The organism is Pseudoalteromonas sp. SR45-1 (genome assembly GCF_014163655.1).
In the GTDB taxonomy this organism is placed as follows: domain Bacteria; phylum Pseudomonadota; class Gammaproteobacteria; order Enterobacterales; family Alteromonadaceae; genus Pseudoalteromonas; species Pseudoalteromonas distincta.
Genome location: NZ_JACJDR010000024.1, coordinates 1 through 17,352 on the forward strand (window position 1 = coordinate 1; position 17,352 = coordinate 17,352).

General features: G+C 40.2%; 18 protein-coding genes. 4 read left to right on the forward strand and 14 right to left on the reverse strand.

The annotated features are described in order from the left end of the window. Nucleotides 1-165: 165 nt before the first annotated feature. The 6 genes from hemF to H5089_RS18745 all read right to left on the reverse strand — a co-directional run bounded on the left by hemF (nt 166) and on the right by H5089_RS18745 (nt 5,113). Complete coding sequence (gene hemF, locus H5089_RS18720) at nt 166-1,116, reverse strand: oxygen-dependent coproporphyrinogen oxidase (protein ID WP_182712868.1); 951 nt, start codon at nt 1,114-1,116, stop codon at nt 166-168. Between the two features lies 1 nt (nt 1,117). Continuing rightward, complete coding sequence (locus tag H5089_RS18725; RefSeq protein ID WP_004335153.1) at nt 1,118-1,681, reverse strand: L-threonylcarbamoyladenylate synthase; 564 nt, start codon at nt 1,679-1,681, stop codon at nt 1,118-1,120. 25 nt (nt 1,682-1,706) lie between these two features. Continuing rightward, nucleotides 1,707-2,282, reverse strand: coding sequence for a type I DNA topoisomerase (locus tag H5089_RS18730; protein WP_004335155.1), 576 nt, complete (start codon nt 2,280-2,282; stop codon nt 1,707-1,709). Between the two features lie 114 nt (nt 2,283-2,396). After that, complete coding sequence (locus H5089_RS18735) at nt 2,397-2,870, reverse strand: DUF494 family protein (protein ID WP_004335158.1); 474 nt, start codon at nt 2,868-2,870, stop codon at nt 2,397-2,399. Between the two features lies 1 nt (nt 2,871). Next, nucleotides 2,872-3,963: a DNA-processing protein DprA gene (dprA, locus tag H5089_RS18740; RefSeq protein ID WP_024594983.1), complete on the reverse strand. Its 1,092-nt coding sequence runs from the start codon at nt 3,961-3,963 to the stop codon at nt 2,872-2,874. Nucleotides 3,964-3,994: 31 nt separating this feature from the next. After that, entirely contained in the window at nt 3,995-5,113 is a 1,119-nt protein-coding gene (locus tag H5089_RS18745; RefSeq protein WP_004335161.1) for a LysM peptidoglycan-binding domain-containing protein, read from the reverse strand. 118 nt (nt 5,114-5,231) lie between these two features. Here H5089_RS18745 and def point away from each other — a divergent pair, with 118 nt between their 5' ends. The 4 genes from def to trkA all read left to right on the forward strand — a co-directional run bounded on the left by def (nt 5,232) and on the right by trkA (nt 9,464). Continuing rightward, nucleotides 5,232-5,738, forward strand: a complete 507-nt coding sequence (gene def, locus H5089_RS18750) for a peptide deformylase (protein ID WP_004335162.1) — start codon at nt 5,232-5,234, stop codon at nt 5,736-5,738. Between the two features lie 21 nt (nt 5,739-5,759). Then, on the forward strand, nt 5,760-6,713 hold the full coding sequence (gene fmt, locus H5089_RS18755) for a methionyl-tRNA formyltransferase (protein WP_024594985.1): 954 nt from the start codon (nt 5,760-5,762) through the stop codon (nt 6,711-6,713). Next, a complete protein-coding gene (rsmB, locus tag H5089_RS18760) occupies nt 6,706-8,001 on the forward strand; it encodes a 16S rRNA (cytosine(967)-C(5))-methyltransferase RsmB (protein ID WP_182712869.1) in 1,296 nt (431 codons plus the stop codon). The genes fmt and rsmB overlap by 8 nt, the downstream gene beginning before the upstream one ends. Nucleotides 8,002-8,087: 86 nt before the next feature. Continuing rightward, nucleotides 8,088-9,464, forward strand: a complete 1,377-nt coding sequence (trkA, locus tag H5089_RS18765; RefSeq protein WP_154904167.1) for a Trk system potassium transporter TrkA — start codon at nt 8,088-8,090, stop codon at nt 9,462-9,464. Nucleotides 9,465-9,545: 81 nt separating this feature from the next. Here trkA and H5089_RS18770 read toward each other — a convergent pair whose 3' ends face one another. From H5089_RS18770 to H5089_RS18805, 8 genes are all read right to left on the reverse strand, one after another. Next, entirely contained in the window at nt 9,546-9,761 is a 216-nt protein-coding gene (locus H5089_RS18770) for an EF-hand domain-containing protein (RefSeq protein WP_024597191.1), read from the reverse strand. A 75-nt stretch (nt 9,762-9,836) separates the two neighbouring features. Beyond that, a complete protein-coding gene (locus H5089_RS18775; RefSeq protein ID WP_004335174.1) occupies nt 9,837-10,049 on the reverse strand; it encodes a calmodulin in 213 nt (70 codons plus the stop codon). 140 nt (nt 10,050-10,189) lie between these two features. After that, the gene (locus tag H5089_RS18780; RefSeq protein WP_004335175.1) at nt 10,190-10,402 is read right to left on the reverse strand and encodes an EF-hand domain-containing protein; all 213 of its coding nucleotides are present in this window, start codon (nt 10,400-10,402) and stop codon (nt 10,190-10,192) included. Nucleotides 10,403-10,867: 465 nt separating this feature from the next. Continuing rightward, nucleotides 10,868-11,527 (reverse strand): flagellar brake protein, encoded by a 660-nt coding sequence (locus H5089_RS18785; protein ID WP_024597190.1) that lies wholly within the window; start codon nt 11,525-11,527, stop codon nt 10,868-10,870. Nucleotides 11,528-11,572: 45 nt separating this feature from the next. Continuing rightward, complete coding sequence (locus H5089_RS18790) at nt 11,573-13,024, reverse strand: TrkH family potassium uptake protein (RefSeq protein WP_004335179.1); 1,452 nt, start codon at nt 13,022-13,024, stop codon at nt 11,573-11,575. Between the two features lie 96 nt (nt 13,025-13,120). Then, a complete protein-coding gene (locus H5089_RS18795; RefSeq protein ID WP_004335181.1) occupies nt 13,121-13,735 on the reverse strand; it encodes a YigZ family protein in 615 nt (204 codons plus the stop codon). A gap of 86 nt (nt 13,736-13,821) precedes the next feature. Beyond that, entirely contained in the window at nt 13,822-15,144 is a 1,323-nt protein-coding gene (gene pepQ, locus H5089_RS18800; protein WP_182712870.1) for a Xaa-Pro dipeptidase, read from the reverse strand. 310 nt (nt 15,145-15,454) lie between these two features. Beyond that, on the reverse strand, nt 15,455-17,341 hold the full coding sequence (locus H5089_RS18805) for a transglycosylase SLT domain-containing protein (protein WP_182712871.1): 1,887 nt from the start codon (nt 17,339-17,341) through the stop codon (nt 15,455-15,457). Nucleotides 17,342-17,352: the final 11 nt, after the last annotated feature.

The following is a 17,352-nucleotide window of genomic DNA, read 5'->3' on the forward strand; positions in this document are numbered from 1 at the left end:
CTGGAAAGATACCAAGCGCACAGGGCGTGCATCTGTGAAAGTGTTATGGCAAGGATGGCTTAAGTTACAAGCCATCCTGGAAGGCTACGATTTAGCAAAATCTCTTGAGTCAGACTTGTGATCAAAAGACAGCTAATTAGCGCCTTTTTGATTATTGTTTAATTTTTATAATTGCCACTCTCTGGCTATCAGCTCACTTGGTTGACTCGTTAACCACTCTTGCGGGCGTAAGTAATACTTATATAGGTTAGCTTCTGGGCTACTTGGCTCTGGTTTATAGTTATATTCCCAGCGTGCAAGTGGTGGCATAGACATTAATATAGACTCAGTGCGCCCGCCACTTTGTAATCCAAATAAAGTGCCCCTATCCCATACTAAATTAAACTCAACGTAGCGCCCGCGACGATAAAGCTGAAAATCACGTTGTTGCTCTGTGTATTCGTCATTTTTGCGACGTTCAATAATAGGTAAATAGGCATCTAAAAATCCATTACCCACCGATTGCATAAACGCAAAACTCTTTTCAAAACCAAGTTCGTTTAAATCGTCAAAGAATAAACCGCCTACTCCGCGAGTCTCATCTCTGTGCTTTAAATAAAAGTACTCGTCGCACCAGGTTTTGTATTTTGGATAAACGTCGCTGCCAAAAGGCGCACAAATGTCGTGAGCAACTTGATGCCAATGTTGTACGTCTTCTAATACTGGATAAAAAGGAGTGAGATCAAACCCGCCACCAAACCACCATATTGGCTCTTCGCCTTCTTTTTCGGCTATAAAAAAGCGCACATTGGCATGACTTGTTGGTACATGAGGGTTTTTAGGGTGAATAACTAACGACACACCACACGCATGAAAGCTGCGCCCTGCAAGCTCTGGTCTGTGCGCTGTTGCCGAACCAGGCATTGAAGCGCCAAATACATGAGAGTAATTAACTCCGCCTTGCTCTATTACAGTGCCGTTAGTGGTTACGCGTGTACGACCACCACCGCCTTCTGCTCGCTGCCAGTTATCTTCTATAAATTTAGCACTGCCATCTGCAGCCTCCAAACCTTGGCAAATAGTGTCTTGCAAAGCCATAAAGTATGCTTTTACTTGATATAATAATTCGCTTTGCATATTAACCTCTAAATATTTTGCCAGTCATGGCGTCTTTTATTGTGCTTGGTTGAGTATTACCACCTAACGGCTCGTCAACGTAAAAGCCAACTTGTTCTGCAAATTGCGCTTTGGCTTGCTCAATACTAATTACCGTTTCTTGACCGGTTAAGTTTGCACTGGTTGATACTAATGGCTTGCCAAACTCTTGGCACAAACGCTTTACTGTTGGATGGTTTGTTACTCTTACCGCGATGGTATCAAACTGCCCTGTGAGCCATTTAGGCGTATTTTTAGATGCAGGCATAACCCATGTAATTGCAGCAGGCCAACTCGAAAAAATATCAGCGCGTTTATCCATTGGTATTTTTGCATCATCTACGTATTTTAATAATTGTCCGTAGTTATCAGCGATTAAAATAAGCCCTTTTTCAACCGGGCGCTGCTTAATAGCTAATAGTGCCTCAACGGCTTGTTGATTATCTGGATCACAACCTAAACCATATACAGCTTCTGTTGGGTATAAAATAACTTCGCCTTGCGTTAAGCATGTTATTGCAGTGGGCGTATTTGAAAGGTCTGACAAAGTAGTCTCCAGATATAATTAAACGTTATTCAGTTGGGGTGAGCTTATGCATGCAGCTTTTTTGTGGGCATTGCAATAATATGCCGTTTGCCATATTTCTTTCTATGACGATAGGCCAGTCACATTCAGGACACGGATGTTCAACCGGTTTATTATTAAGCGTGTATTTACAACTTGGGTAGCAATCACAAGAATAAAATACTTTACCAAACTTATTACTGCGCGCGACTAAATGACCTTTTTTGCATTTAGGGCAACTAGGCAAAGTATCTTCGCTTTGCTTTTCTTCATTTTCGTTAGCAATATAATGACACTCTGGATAACCCGTACACCCAATAAACATACCATAGCGGCCATTTTTAACCACCAGCGGTTTGCTACACTCAGGACATGCAGAATCTTCTAATATTTTGATTTCGTTACTGTCGTGATGTGCCAGCGGCCTAATAAAGTCGCATTTGGGATAACTTGCGCATCCTAAAAAAGGGCCTGATTTACTATTGCGGATCACTAACTCTGAACCACACTGTGGGCATATCTCGTATTCTTTTTCGAGGGCGTGCTTGTTCGCCGAGAAAAGCGAATGGTCGATTTTACTCATGGTGATCCTAATAGGTTGGTGAATTTTCGCCTAATATACCCAAACCACTTAAAGATACAAGCAATGCCGTGCTTATCCTTTTAAGTAATTTGAGTACAATTAAGATAATTATCCCTAATGAAGAAGTTCGCTGGGTTCATCAAATATCAAATCTTCCATTTGCTCATATGCCTCTTCAGAGCCAGGAACGTTAAACAAGATCATAAGTACAATCCACTTTAAGTCTTCTAGGCTTATAGTTGGTTTATCGAGAGAGGCTAAACAGTCCATTACCATTTCACGTGTTACATTGTTAATTACGCCTATTTGTTCAATAAACATTAAAAAGCCACGACACTCAGCGCTGAGCCTTTGGCATTCACTATCGGTAAATATACGCACAGCATCTTTAGGGTTAGCAATAAGATAAGGAGACTCATCGCTGTGTTGTAAATCGGCTAGTTGCTCTAACCAATCAAGAGCTTTAAATATCTCAGGCTTATTAAAGCCCGCACGCAGTAGCTCATCGGTTAACTCATTTTGCTCTGCAAATATATCCGCTTCGCTATGAATGTAATTTTCAAAAAGATACAAAAGAATATCAAACATATTACCTTCCTGCGCTTAACTTGATGTAACCATCTAACACTCGCTCAATCTGATCGTCTAATTCTAAATCGAGCAACCTACTGAGTACTTTATCTATTGGCCACTGCGCACGACGCACAATGTCATCTACACTGGTTACTTCAAAGCCAATACTATTTAAAACCTCACATTGAGAATTGGCTTGAATCGGCTGCTCTTTATTAAATACATTATTGTCGTAAGTAAAACTCACCTCATCAAGAATGTCAGCCACGTTTTCTACCAGCTTAGCACCTTGCTTTATTAAAAAGTGACTTGCCTGCGCTAACGGGTTTTTAATAGAACCCGGTACTGCAAATACCTCTTTATTTTGTTCAAGCGCATAGCGTACTGTAATTAACGAACCACTTTTAATTTCAGCCTCAACAATAAGCACTCCTAACGATAACCCAGAAATAATACGATTACGGCGCGGAAAGTTGTGCGCATGAGCAGCTGTGCCTGGTAAAAACTCACTCACCAGCAAACCGCTTTCTAAAACTTGGTCTGTTAATAGTTTATGGCGTTTGGGGTAGTAAATATCAACCCCAGTACCAAGCACCGCTATGGTTTTCCCCGTACCAGCAAGAGAGCCTTTGTGTGCTGCACCATCTATTCCCCGCGCCATACCTGAAGTAACCGTAATACCCGCCAAAGTTAACTCGTATGCAAATTCTGAGGCTATTTCAAGCCCGGTAGGTGTAGCATTACGACTGCCAACAATTGCAATTTGTGGAGTTGATAATAACGAGACATCTCCCCTGCAAAATAGTAATAAAGGCGCACTGGCAATCTGCCGGAGATCTTCTGGGTAAAGCGCATCAAAAATACAGACAACAGTAATGTTGTTCAGCGCTATTAATTGCTCATAATGACTGACTTGTTGCCAATTGGTGTTGAGTAAATTACTCGCTTGATTAGCGGTTAACCCAAGCTGTAAAAGCTTGTCATGAGATAAGTCGAATAACGACCCAAGGGAATAGTTTGTAGATAGTGCTAAAAGGGTTTTTATACCCAACCCTTTACACATATAAAAGGCAAGCCAGTGGGCTAGCTTGCCAGATGACTGATCCATGCTCTCTCCTAGAGCACCGACTCGCTACTTCTTAATGAATAACTGCAATATCTCCAATGCGAATTGGGTGCTGGTTTTTAGTTATTAATGCATAACTTACTTTGTCATACACTTTAAAGACAATTAGCTCACCAACTTTTTCTTTAGGCATGGTCCACGTTGTGTTTTGTTCGTCAGACTCATCACCAAATAATTGGCTCACATCAGATAAAAGCTTCTCATATTTACTAGAATCTTCTGGATAACGAGGGCCACGAGGACCATCAATAACCGTTGGTGATTGACGCTCTAGATCTAATACATGACCCGCTTCTATATTTTGTTCACTGCCTAAGTTTAGCACCACAACATCCATTGTGCTGAATTCTCTAACTTCGCGTGGTGAAGCAATAATATTACCTGTTACAGGTTCTGAAGGACGGTGTATATCAAAGTACGCAGGAAGCATTTGGCCTTCCATTGCCGGCATTAAAAAATCACCTTGCTGAATTTCTCGTTTAACAGACTCAACGCGTAATGACGAAGGCACGCCATTTTTCTCATCGCCCGCTCTAAAAGCACGTGCTATACCCACGTAAGATGCACGCGTTGCTAACACTTCACCGGTTAAATCAGTGTAGGGGTCACCTTTATGGTAAATAGCATATGCTTTATGTACTTGTAAGTCGCCTTTAACATATAAAATATGGCCTAGCGTTTGTGTTTTAGTATTTTCGTTTGCACCTAAAATATAAGGTTTGCCTTTAATATCGTCACTGTTCATTGCTTGCTCGTAACTGATATAAGGTTTGATCATTTCAAGCGGCAAAGTAGTAATAGCATCACGCCCTTTTGGTGTAATACGACCCTGAGGAGATAGCTTTCTATATCCTTTATTTATCACTAAACGTGGGTTTCCATCTGCATCGTATATCAACGCTAATGCATCACCGGGGTAAATTAGGTGTGGGTTGTCAATTTGTGGATTCATTTGCCAAAGTTCAGGCCATAGCCAAGGCTCATCTAAATAGATGCCAGAAATATCCCAAAGTGTATCGCCTTTTTTTACAACATACTGTTTTGGTGCGTCTTTTTTTATTTTAAGTACATCAGCAACTGCGGGAAACGCAGCGCTTAACGTAAGCATGATTGCAAGTAGTGGAGATTTCATCGAGCTTCCTTGTATTGTTTTTTCATTATTATTGCCCAAAACCTGTTAAAGGTGAACGCGAATGGCTAAAATAAGAGCATACAATACCCTAAATTAAGCACAAGTGAAAAAGGTAACTATGGCTAGGTTAGAAGTTTTAAGATTTCCAGATGAACGTTTACGTACTGTAGCAAAAGATGTTGTACAAGTTGATGACACAGTACGCCAAATTGTAAAAGACATGCTAGAGACAATGTACGATGAAAATGGCATTGGTCTTGCGGCCACGCAAGTAGATATTCATCAACGAATCGTTGTTATTGATGTATCAGAAGAGCGTAATGAGCCACTGGTATTAATTAATCCACAAATCATAAAAAAAGACGGCTCTACCGTTAGCGAAGAAGGCTGTTTATCAGTACCTAACTCGTATGCAAAAGTAGATCGCGCAGAAACAGTAACAGTCGCTGCACTTAACGAAAACGGTGAAGAATTTGTATTAGATGCAGATGAATTATTGGCTATTTGTATTCAACATGAACTAGATCACCTTCAAGGTAAGCTATTCATTGATTACTTATCTCCATTAAAGCGCCAACGTATTCGTAAAAAGCTTGAAAAAGAAGCCAAGTTTGCAGAACAGTAATAAGCACCTTAGGAAAACTCAGTGACTCAACCATTACGCATTATATTTGCCGGTACGCCGGACTTTGCCGCACGTCATTTACAAGCGCTGATACAAAGCGAACACCAAATAGTGGGTGTATATAGCCAGCCAGATCGCCCTGCAGGTCGTGGTAAAAAATTAAAAGCCAGTGAAGTGAAAGAGCTAGCGCTTGAGCACAACTTACCGGTTTTTCAGCCACAGTCATTAAAAAATGATGAAGCACTAGCTGAGCTAACAAGCTTAAATGCCGACATTATGATTGTTGTAGCATATGGCTTAATTTTACCTAAAGCTATTTTAGAAGCGCCACGTTTAGGTTGTTTAAATGTGCATGGCTCTATATTACCGCGCTGGCGCGGTGCTGCACCTATTCAACGCGCAATTTGGGCAGGTGATGAACAAACCGGCGTAACAATAATGCAAATGGATGAAGGGCTAGATACCGGCGATATGCTACATATAAGCCGCTGCCCTATTAGCACAACAGAAACTAGCGCAAGCTTATATACAAAGCTTGCTGAGCTAGGTCCAGATGCGTTAATTGAAACCATTAATAAATTAGCTAATGGTGAGATCACCCCTGAACCTCAAAACGATGAACTTGCTAACTACGCTAAAAAGCTTTCTAAAGAGGAAGCTAATATCGACTGGTCCTTGAGTGCGCTTCAAATCGAGCGAAACATTCGCTCTTTTAACCCGTGGCCAATGTGCTTTACCCAAATGGGTGGGCAAACAGTAAAGATTCATCAAGCGCAGGTTATGCTGCAATCAGGTGATCCTGGGCAAATTTTATCAAGCGACAAAAATGGCGTAGTAGTGGCGTGTGGCGAACACGCTTTATGTATTACGCAATTACAGCCGCAAGGTAAAAAACCAATGGCAATTAACGACTTTTTAAATGGTCGTAGTGACTGGGTTACTCCTGGCACAATATTAGGCGAAAACAATGAGTAATGTTCCAAACGTACGAGCGCTTGCCGCTGAAACTTTATATAACGTAGTTGATAAAGGCGCATCGCTTAATCAAGAACTTCCATTTGCAAGCCAAGGCTTGCCGCCTAAAGATAAAGCGTTGCTACAGCAAATTTGTTATGGCGTTTTACGCTACTTACCAAGCCTTGAAAATTACTGCCAACACTTAGTAGAGCAGCCATTAAAAGGTAAACGTAGAATATTTCAGTTTTTATTATACGTAGGTATTTATCAACTGCAGCATATGCGCGTACCACCTCATGCTGCCATTTCAGAAACGGTTAACGCACTGGCTCAACTACGCGCTTTAGGATTAAAAGGACTGATAAACGCCATTTTACGTAGCTTTCAGCGTCAACAAGCTGAGCTTGAAGAAAAAGCGAAGCTTATTCCGGTATGTTTATACAACCATCCAAATTGGTTTATTAAACAGGTGCAAACAGCCTACCCAGATAGCTGGGAAGCACTACTTGAAGAAAACCAGCAACAAGCGCCAATGTGGCTTCGTGTCAATCAAGCCCAATTTAGCACGCAAGAATACAGTGACATGCTCAGCGCTAACGATATTGAACACACCTTAAACCCTGATTTTATTGATGGGATTAAGCTTACCAAACCACGTGATGTATTTTCGTTACCTGAGTTTGATACAGGTGCATGTTCAGTACAAGATGCTGCAGCACAGTTGGCAGCCCGCTTTTTAGAACCTAAAGCAGACGACTATATTTTGGATGCCTGCGCAGCCCCTGGCGGTAAAACATGTCATATTTTAGAGCTTGCTGATGCTGATGTACTTGCACTTGATAGCGACTCAACTCGCCTTGAACGTGTTAAGCAAAACTTAACTCGTATTGGCTTAGGTGCAGACCTACAATGTGGCGATGCATCGCAACCACATACCTGGTGGGATGAAAAATTATTTGATCGTATTTTACTTGATGTGCCTTGTTCGGCCACTGGCGTAATTCGCCGTCACCCTGACATAAAATGGTTACGTCGCGCATCAGATATCGAAGACTTAGCCAAGTTACAAAGCGATATTCTTGATAGCATTTGGCCACTGTTAAAACCAGGTGGCACATTGGTATATGCTACGTGTTCAGTTCTTCCACAAGAAAACCAACAGCAAGTTGCTAAGTTTTTAGCTAATAACGATGATGTAGAACATATACCTCTACACGAAAACGATACCGTAACAACGCCAGGTTTGCAGTTACTGCCCGGTGAAAGTGATGGATTTTATTACGCTAAGCTAGTTAAAAAAGCCTAATAGCCGTACACTAAATAGTTAGCCATTTATGAAACATTAAATGGCTATTTTTTTAATTAAATTATGATCAATACCACGGGTAAATAATGAAAATAATTATACTCGGTGCCGGGCAAGTTGGTGCTACGCTTGCTGAAAACTTAGTTGGCGAACAAAACGAAATTACCGTTGTTGATATAGACGGTAACCGATTACGTGAACTTCAAGATAAGTACGACTTACAAGGGGTTATGGGCCACAGCGCGCATCCTGATGTATTACGCCGCGCAGGTGCTGAAGATGCCGACATGATTATAGCGGTAACCAGTTCAGATGAAGTGAACATGGTTGCATGCCAAGTGGCATACAGTATTTTTAAAACGCCTACTAAAATTGCTCGTATTCGCTCAGAGCAATACTTAAAATACCGCGAAAAACTTTTTCAAAACGATGATTTACCAATCGATCATTACATTGCTCCCGAAGCACTGGTCACTAAGTATATTCGCCGTTTAATTGACTACCCTGGTGCTCTGCAAGTATTGCAGTTTGCTGATGGCATGCTCTCGTTAGTAGCCGTAAAAGCTTACTATGGCGGTTTACTTGTAGGTTATGCGTTATCTGCACTTAAAGAACATATTCCTAATGTAGAAACTCGTGTTGCCGCTATTTATCGTCAAGGTAAAGCAATAAAACCATTGGGTACCACCGTTATTGAAGCCGATGACGAAGTATTCTTTATTGCCGCTACAAAACATATACGCGCAGTAATGAACGAGCTACAAAAACTTGAGCGTTCGTACAAAAAAATTATGATAGCTGGTGGCGGTAACATTGGGGCAGGCCTTGCCCGCTCACTTGAAAAAAACCACACCGTTAAACTAATTGAACGCAGTAAAGAACGTGCTGAGCAACTCTCAGAAATGCTCGATAACACGGTCGTTTTTTGTGGTGACGCATCTGATCAAGAACTGCTCTCAGAAGAGCATATTGAACAAGTAGATGTGTTTATTGCCGTAACCAATGACGATGAAGCAAACATTATGTCGGCTATGCTTGCAAAACGTATGGGCGCACAAAAAACCATGGTGCTTATCCAGCGTGGAGCTTACGTTGATTTGGTACAAGGCGGCGAAATAGACATTGCCATATCGCCACAACAAGCAACTATATCAGCGTTATTAACGCACGTACGCCGTGGTGATATTGTTAACGTGTATTCACTGCGTAAAGGCGCAGCAGAAGCCATAGAAGCGGTAGCTCATGGTGATGAAAGCACATCTAAAGTGGTTGGTCGTGCGATTGCCGACATAAAACTTCCTGCGGGTACAACTATTGGCGCAATAGTACGTAATGACGATGTACTGATAGCCCACGATGATACAATTATTATGTCGGGCGATCATGTCATCATGTTTTTAATCGACAAAAAACATATTACCGTTGTAGAAAAACTATTCCAAGTAAGTGCTATATTCCTTTAACTAGTTACGCTAATTAGTTAATTTAAAATACAAAAAAGCCGCTGACTAAGGCGGCTTTAGTGGAGTATCTTCGAATATTGATTACTGTACCTTTGAAAACTCTTCTTTAGAGATTTCACCATTTCCATCAGTATCTAAATCATCAAAAATCTTTACAAGCTGAGGGTTAACCTTCGCTTCTTCCATTGTAATCGCACCGTCGCCATCTGCATCAAAAGAGGCAAAATCTACTGCAGCATATGCTGCTGATGAAGATGCTAAAACGATAACTGCAAGTGTTGTATTGAATGTTTTCATAATAATATTCCTAGTAATATGGGAAGTCCTTTTCAAAGATCCCTGACTGTGAAAAATGTTTAATCTGAAAAAAGATTAGTAATTAGCGAATTCTTCTTTAGAAAGCTCGCCGCTACCGTCGGTATCTAGCTCAATAAATTCAGCCATTAAATCGGTATCGACAGCCGCTTCACTTGGGCTAATTGTGCCGCTACCATCGATATCAAGGCTGTCAAAATCTGATGCTGCAAATGCAGCTGAAGAAGATGCTAGTACTATAAGTGCTAATGCTTTATTTAAATGTTTCATAACTTAATCCTTCAATGTTCTATCAAAAAAATTGCTTCGTTTAACTTAAAACGTAATTTTTCACTTCCTTGTTATCCTCTTTCGTAAGCTCCCTTGCCTACTTAGGTTGTCTTTGGCAACTCAGGATAAATACTTTTTAATTAAGCTTCTGAAAATTCTTCTTTTGATAACTCACCATTTTGGTCAGTATCAAGCTCAGAAAACATGCTCATTAATTTTGCGTCTACTGATGCTTCTGCTTGGCTAATTGTGCCACTGCCGTCTACATCAAGTGTGTCAAAATCTGTTGCTGCAAAAGCGGCTGAAGAAGATGCAATAGCGATAAGTGCTAAAGTTTTATTAATGCTTTTCATAATATGTATCCTTCAAATTTATGTGTGTGCGATTAAGTGTTTCACTTTGAATCACGATTTCGTTCAGTACACCCTGACTATTACAACTTAAATGCCAACATTGAAAAGCCATTAACTTTCAACAAGTTAAAAACAAAACATACAATAAGTAGGAATTTTCAGAGTCATTACTGTTGCCTTTTCGCAACACGCTTTAGAGGTGAAAAACTAAAGTCATTAAAAACAACTAGTTATGTTTATATAAAAAGATACATTTTAAAATGTAGAGCTATAAAAGGAGGGATTTTAAAAAATAATTAAGGTTAATTTTAACGAAGTAGCTATAACAACAAAAAACAAGCCATAACAAAAAATACGTAAAACATTGTTTTATCTGAATAATATTTTTAATTATATAAAAACAAAAAAACACTTTATAAATACTCACGTAAAACGACATTTTGTTGCAAATAAGCGAAAAACGATTTAGTCAACGGTGGGCTCAAGCGCAGATGGGTCTATAAAATGCTCTTTCATAAAGGTTTTCATTTCATCCTCGCTTGCTAGTAGCTTAATTCCGCAGTGCACACCTGCGACATGCTCTTTAACACTGCAAATTTCACCTTCAAAATCTTTATCACTACTATTGAGTACGACAGTGCATTGCATATCTTTAATACCTTCAGCTTGCTGATCGCCTCTAATATCAAACATTACACCAGTGAGTGAAATGTCTTTAATAAGGCCTTCAAGCACTCTATCGTCACTTAGTTTTAGCTTTGCAGGTAACAAGGTAGGTATGCGTGTTTGCGAGCGTAGCGCAAATAGCTGCACTTGCTTAGGAAAATTAATAAAGACGAGTTTAGCGGGATGAGAGGCTACTGACATAATTTGCTGGCGAAACGCAATAACTTGCCCGCCACTGCCTTCAATCAGTGCTCTTACAACAACCATTACACCATCACGTAAATAGTCACTCGCTGCAGGTAAACGCTTAGCATTGGGATAATTTAAAATAATAAACTGTTTATCGAGTAAACCAACTAATTCAGTTTTAACACGCTTACTGCTTGTAGGTGTTAATATTTCTAGGTCAACTAAACTGCCTACACCTATATGCTTTAGCTTTTCTAAATTTGTTGGCATATCCCTTTTTCCAATATTTTGTAATTTAAAACTTAAGCCGCTCGTTTATCCACGCCAAAAAGTAGGTGTAAATAACACTAATAAAGTAAATATTTCTAGGCGACCAAACACCATTGCAATAGTAAGCAACCATTTAGCACCATCGGTTATAGCACCATAATGCGACGCTACATCTCCTAAGCCAGGCCCTAAGTTATTTAAACAAGCCGCAGTGGCTGAGAACGCAGTTATGTTATCCATACCCGTGCCCATAAGCGCTAACATGATAATAATAAATACAAGCGCATATGCAGAGAAAAATCCCCACACGGCTTCTACTACTTTGTCTGGCAACGCCTTACGACCCAGCTTGATTGAATATATAGCCCGTGGGTGCACTAAACGATTGAGCTCACGCACGCCCTGCAAATAAAGTAAAAATACGCGCACTACTTTCATACCACCACCGGTAGAGCCTGCACAGCCACCAATAAAGCTCGAAAATATAAGTAAAATAGGTAAAAACAAAGGCCATGTTGAAAAGTTATCAGTAGCAAAGCCTGCTGTTGTACTCATTGAAACAGCTTGAAATAACGCCTGATCGAGGGTTTCATCGCCATTAGCAAATATTTCGTTAGAGGAAAGTACGGTAAAACAAATAACCACCAGCGCTAATTGAATACACAAAAACACCTTAAACTCTGGGTCTCTAATATAAACTTGTATATTTCGGCTCGCCACTGCGGCGTAATGCAGGGAGAAGTTAACAGCGGCAATAATTAAAAAGAACACACAAATAAAGTTAATTACAGGGCTGTCAAAGTGCCCCATGGAGGCGTCGTAAGTAGAAAAACCACCTATCGCCACCGTTGAGAATGCATGGCATATAGCATCAAACCACTCCATTCCCGCAGCCCAATAAGCCAGCATACAAGTAATAGTCAACGACACATAAATATACCAAAGGTGCTTTGCAGTATCGGCAATTCGCGGGGTCATTTTAGAATCTTTTACAGGCCCTGGTATTTCAGCGCGGTACAACTGCATACCACCAACACCTAGCATTGGGAGTATAGCAACAGCGAGTACGATTATACCCATACCGCCAAACCACTGGAGTTGCTGGCGATAAAACAATACCGACTTGGGTAAATACTCAATACCGGTAAGCACCGTAGCGCCGGTGGTTGTTAAGCCAGAAAATGCTTCAAATACCGCATCGGCGAGCGATAAGTTAGGTTCTTGTAAAAAGATAAGCGGCAAGGACGCAAACGCCCCAAGTACCAGCCAAAACAAAACAACAATTAAAAAGCCTTCACGTGCTTTTAAATCACCGTTTTCATGGCGGTTTGGGTAATAAGCCATCATGCCAATAACAACACTAAAGATAAATGCTAAAACAAAAGGAACACCACCACCGTCTTTGTATATTAAAGACACCAGTGCCGGAGGCACCATGGTAATACTAAACAGCGCAACAAGTTGGCCAAGAATTTTTATGATGGTACGAAATTGCATTTAGCTTGTCGCTTTTATTATTAGTAAATTCAGGCTGAGTAGTATCAACCAAATTAAATAGGGTCAGTATGCATTATATGCAATTTGTGTAGGTTATTACTCTTTAATAGTTAACTCAACTGCGCCGTGACTTAAATCAAAAATATCTTTGATTGCTTGCTGAGCTTCACGGCTATCGATTGTAATCACCCACTCAATATTAGCAGTAAATTGCTTATCAATATTAAGCACTTGATACTTTGTTTTTAATAACTGCTCAATCGCGCCTTGCATGCTGTACTCACTACTCCCAGTAATTTCAACGCTGGGAACTTTAAGCACCGTTTGCAATTTTACTAGTGCATTATTTAATGAGCCACCATAAGCACGTACTAGCCCGCCGGTGCCTAATTTTATGCCGCCAAAATAACGTGTCACCACGGCAGTGATTTCGCCAAGGCCCGAACCCACCAGCACATTTAACATAGGTTTCCCCGCAGTGCCATTAGGTTCACCATCATCCGAAAAACCATAAACATGGCTGCCACCAGGATTGCCTGCCACATGTGCCCAGCAGTTATGACGTGCATCGCTATACTTTTCTTCAATGCTTTTAATAAATGTTTTTGCTGAATTTAAATCGGGGGTGTGTGCAATATGGACTATAAACGTACTTTTTTTTATTTCTTCTTGATGAAAAACGTCAGCAGCAGGATATTTATATTCAGACATATTAAGAGCTCAATTAAAAATGGGGCCTAAAGGCCCCGTTCATATGCATATTTTAACGTTTATTCGCTAACTCGTCTTTATAGAAATTAATCGAGTTCTAAATTACGCGTCATATTCTCTAGGCTATCTTCGTGAACAATAATGTTATCTTCAATACGAATGCCGCCAAATGGTTTAAATGACTCTACCTTTTCCCAGTTAATAAACTGCTTATTATCGGTTTGCGCTAAATCACCAAGCAGTGAATCAATAAAGTATAAACCTGGCTCAATAGTAAACACTTGGTTTTTTTCAATCAGGCGAGTACAACGCAAGAACGGATGCCCTTCAGGCGATGGTTGATGTGTGCCCTTTTCGTCACTCATAAAACCGCCCATATCATGCACTTGTAAACCTAGGTGATGTCCTAGTCCATGCGGGAAGAAAGTAGATGTAATTTTACGCTCAACAATTTCCTCCGCGGGTAGGTTAACAATTTTAAAGTCACTGAGTATTTGTGCGATACGGTTATGGCATTCAACGTGTAAATCACCATAAAGCATACCCGGCTTTAAACCTTTACCTAGTTCTATTTGTTGAACTGTCATAGCTTGTACAAGCTCAGCAAACTCACCCTGCTTTTTAAAATCATACGTACGAGTAATATCAGCAGCATAACCATTAAAGTTTGCACCAGCATCAATTAAAAATGAGTTATGAGTGTGTGGCGCTTTTGGATCAAAGTGCGTGTAGTGCAAAATAGCGCAGTTTTCGTTAAGCGCAACAATGTTGCCGTACGGCATTTCATTTTCGCTTTGACGTGTTGCCATTAAGTACGCTTGCTGAATATCGAACTCGCTACCACCATTAAAGAATGTGTCGCGTGCAGCTTTATGCCCATCTACTGCAATGCGGTTAGCGTTGCGTAAACATTCAAGTTCGTACTGCGTTTTATAAGCGCGGTGGTAATGAAAATAGTTAAGTACAGGCTCAGGGTTCATAATACTAAAACCAAGTGCTTGCGCTACTTCAATGTATTCACCCATGTAAGCATATTTAGCTTTATCGTATGGTAATAACTTTTCTACTTGATCAGGCTGAAGTAGTAGCTCTATATCAAAGTACTCAGCCCAAAAGTCGCGAGGCTCGTCTGGTACTTTATGCCAAAAATCTACCGGGCGATAAAATATGAGTTTTGGCTTGTCGCTGCCATTTACCACAATCCAGCAATGAGGATTATCAATAACCGGTAACCATGCTTTAAACTGTGGATTAACTTTAAATGGATAATACATATCATCTAAAAACTGGCGCTTAGCTTGGCCTGAATGAATTACTAATCCTTCTAACCCTTCGCTATTACAAATTGTACGAGTACGCTGTTGCAGTGTTGCAATATGTTCGGCGTATAAAACGGCTAATTTATCCATTGTTAATCCATCTGTTAAATTTAACTTGCTATGAGTCTATCACTTATACCAATTGCATTAAATTAATGATCTATTATAGCGATAAGAAAATAGCTTAATAACAAGGCTAAAATTATGATACATAGTTGTTCTATATAAATAATTTTTAACGCAGTTATTGAGTTATTTAATACGCTAGAATGATCATGTTTTTAATAAAATTGGTATTACCCTCAGCGCTCAAAAAAGGGGGATATTTAACATGTAAACATCCCCCTTATTAATACCTATACCTATCGTGTTAAGTTATTGGTCGATTGGTATCATATATTCAACCGCCCATTTTCATTTCGAGTAGCGGCGCTAATACATTACCTTCTCGGCCCATTCTTGTATGGTAAACCTGCCTGTACGCAAATACATTTTTTACGTAATCGCGGGTTTCGCGATACGGAATAAGCTCTACCCATAACTCAGCCGGAATAGCGTCATCAGGTAACCAACGCTTTATACGGTGATAACCCGCATTATAAGAAGCCGTAGCCAGCACTTCATTGCCATGGTTTTTCTTTTTTAAGTATTGTAAGTAACTCGTACCCAACCTAATATTTGTTTTAGGTTGATATAAACGACTACTTGTCACACTGCCTTTATTTACATACTCAGCAGTACTAGGTAATAACTGCATTAAACCACGCGCATTAGCATGCGAGCGTGCATCTGGCGCAAAAGAGCTTTCGCGCCTTGCAATAGCAATACTCCAAGCAACATCTATCTTGCTACGTTTACTGTAGCGCTCAAAAACATCTTGAAACGCAAACGGAAAACGTTGCTCTACATTATCCCATGCTTTAATTTTTGCTAAAGTAAAAATAGTACTGTCGTGCCAACCTAAATCGGTAGATAACTGTGATGCTGCCAGCTTTTCTTCATCGCTAGAGGTATCCGTTAAGTAATTCCATTCACGGCGCGCCGACGTAAAGCGCTCAATATCATAAAGTGCTTTTGCACGCTTAAAGCCTGGTGCATTACTCACTTTATCTACAAGTACCTTATCGACTGCTAAAGGCTGATTATTTAAATCAACGGGCAACCCCAAACGTGCTGCGGCTAAAAAGCCGTAATAATCACGATTAGCCGCTACTTTTTTCCAAATGTCGTCTGCTTTTTGTTGCTCGCCACGTTGTGCATAGCTATAAGCTAACCAATATTGCTGACCAAGACTTAAATTTTCTTTACCTGTAAAAAATGCAGCAATCCCTTCCCAATCTTGGGTTTTGAGCATATTGCCCAGTTGCCACTGAATAAGCTTGCTGTCTAGTCGCTCTTTTGGCACTTTATTTAGCCAAAAGCTCGCTTGTTTATGCCCGCTAGAGGCAAGTGACAATGCAAAAGTGTAATACACATCCGCTTTTTCTTCATCGCTGTACTTAAATATTTTTTCTAGCTTTTCCCATGCTTTTAAAGCTAGCTCTTTATCGCGCCAAACCAAACGCTTAACACCATAAATAGCTATTTTCCCTTCTTTAGCCGACTTGTTTTTATATCTATATAATCCAGCGGCTGCGCTTGGATCTTTTCGCACTTTTAAATATAAGTCAGCTAAGTAACGCTCCTTACTTGGTAATAAAGTTTTTAAGTAAGGTAATAAGCTTTGCGTTCCGCCTTGTGCAGCAAGTGTTACACGCTTCCAAACCGTTTCTTCTTTCATGTAGCCTTTTTTGCGCCACTGTGAAAACAAACTATCGCACTCGTTTGGCTGCGACTTACCCACAGCCCATAGGTCAGTTACCTGATTAAATATTGCTTTTTCAGGTGCGCCCAAATCCAGTTGAAAATCTAAATAAGTACAAGTAAGCTCCGTATTAGACGTTTCACGATAGTTGCGGATATACGCCGCCTTTTCGTTGTTATCTTTTAAATACTCTAACCACGCTTTACGGACCGGCCACTCAAGCGGCGTATGCTGGTATATATTTAAATATTCTTCTATTTCTGCCTGATGTTTAATGCTCGGATGGCGTTGCCAATACGTTTTTTCAACATAAGGTTTTAACGGATGATTTAGGTTACTAACCGCTTGTTTAAAGTCTTGGTAACTGCCGTACCTTACTTTTTTTTCGGCATCTAAAAATGCATCGTTATCGTTACTTGCCTCGGCAGAATGAAGAGGAAAAATGAATGCAGCTGCCGCAACACTTAGTAAATATTTTTTCATAATGTCCTTTA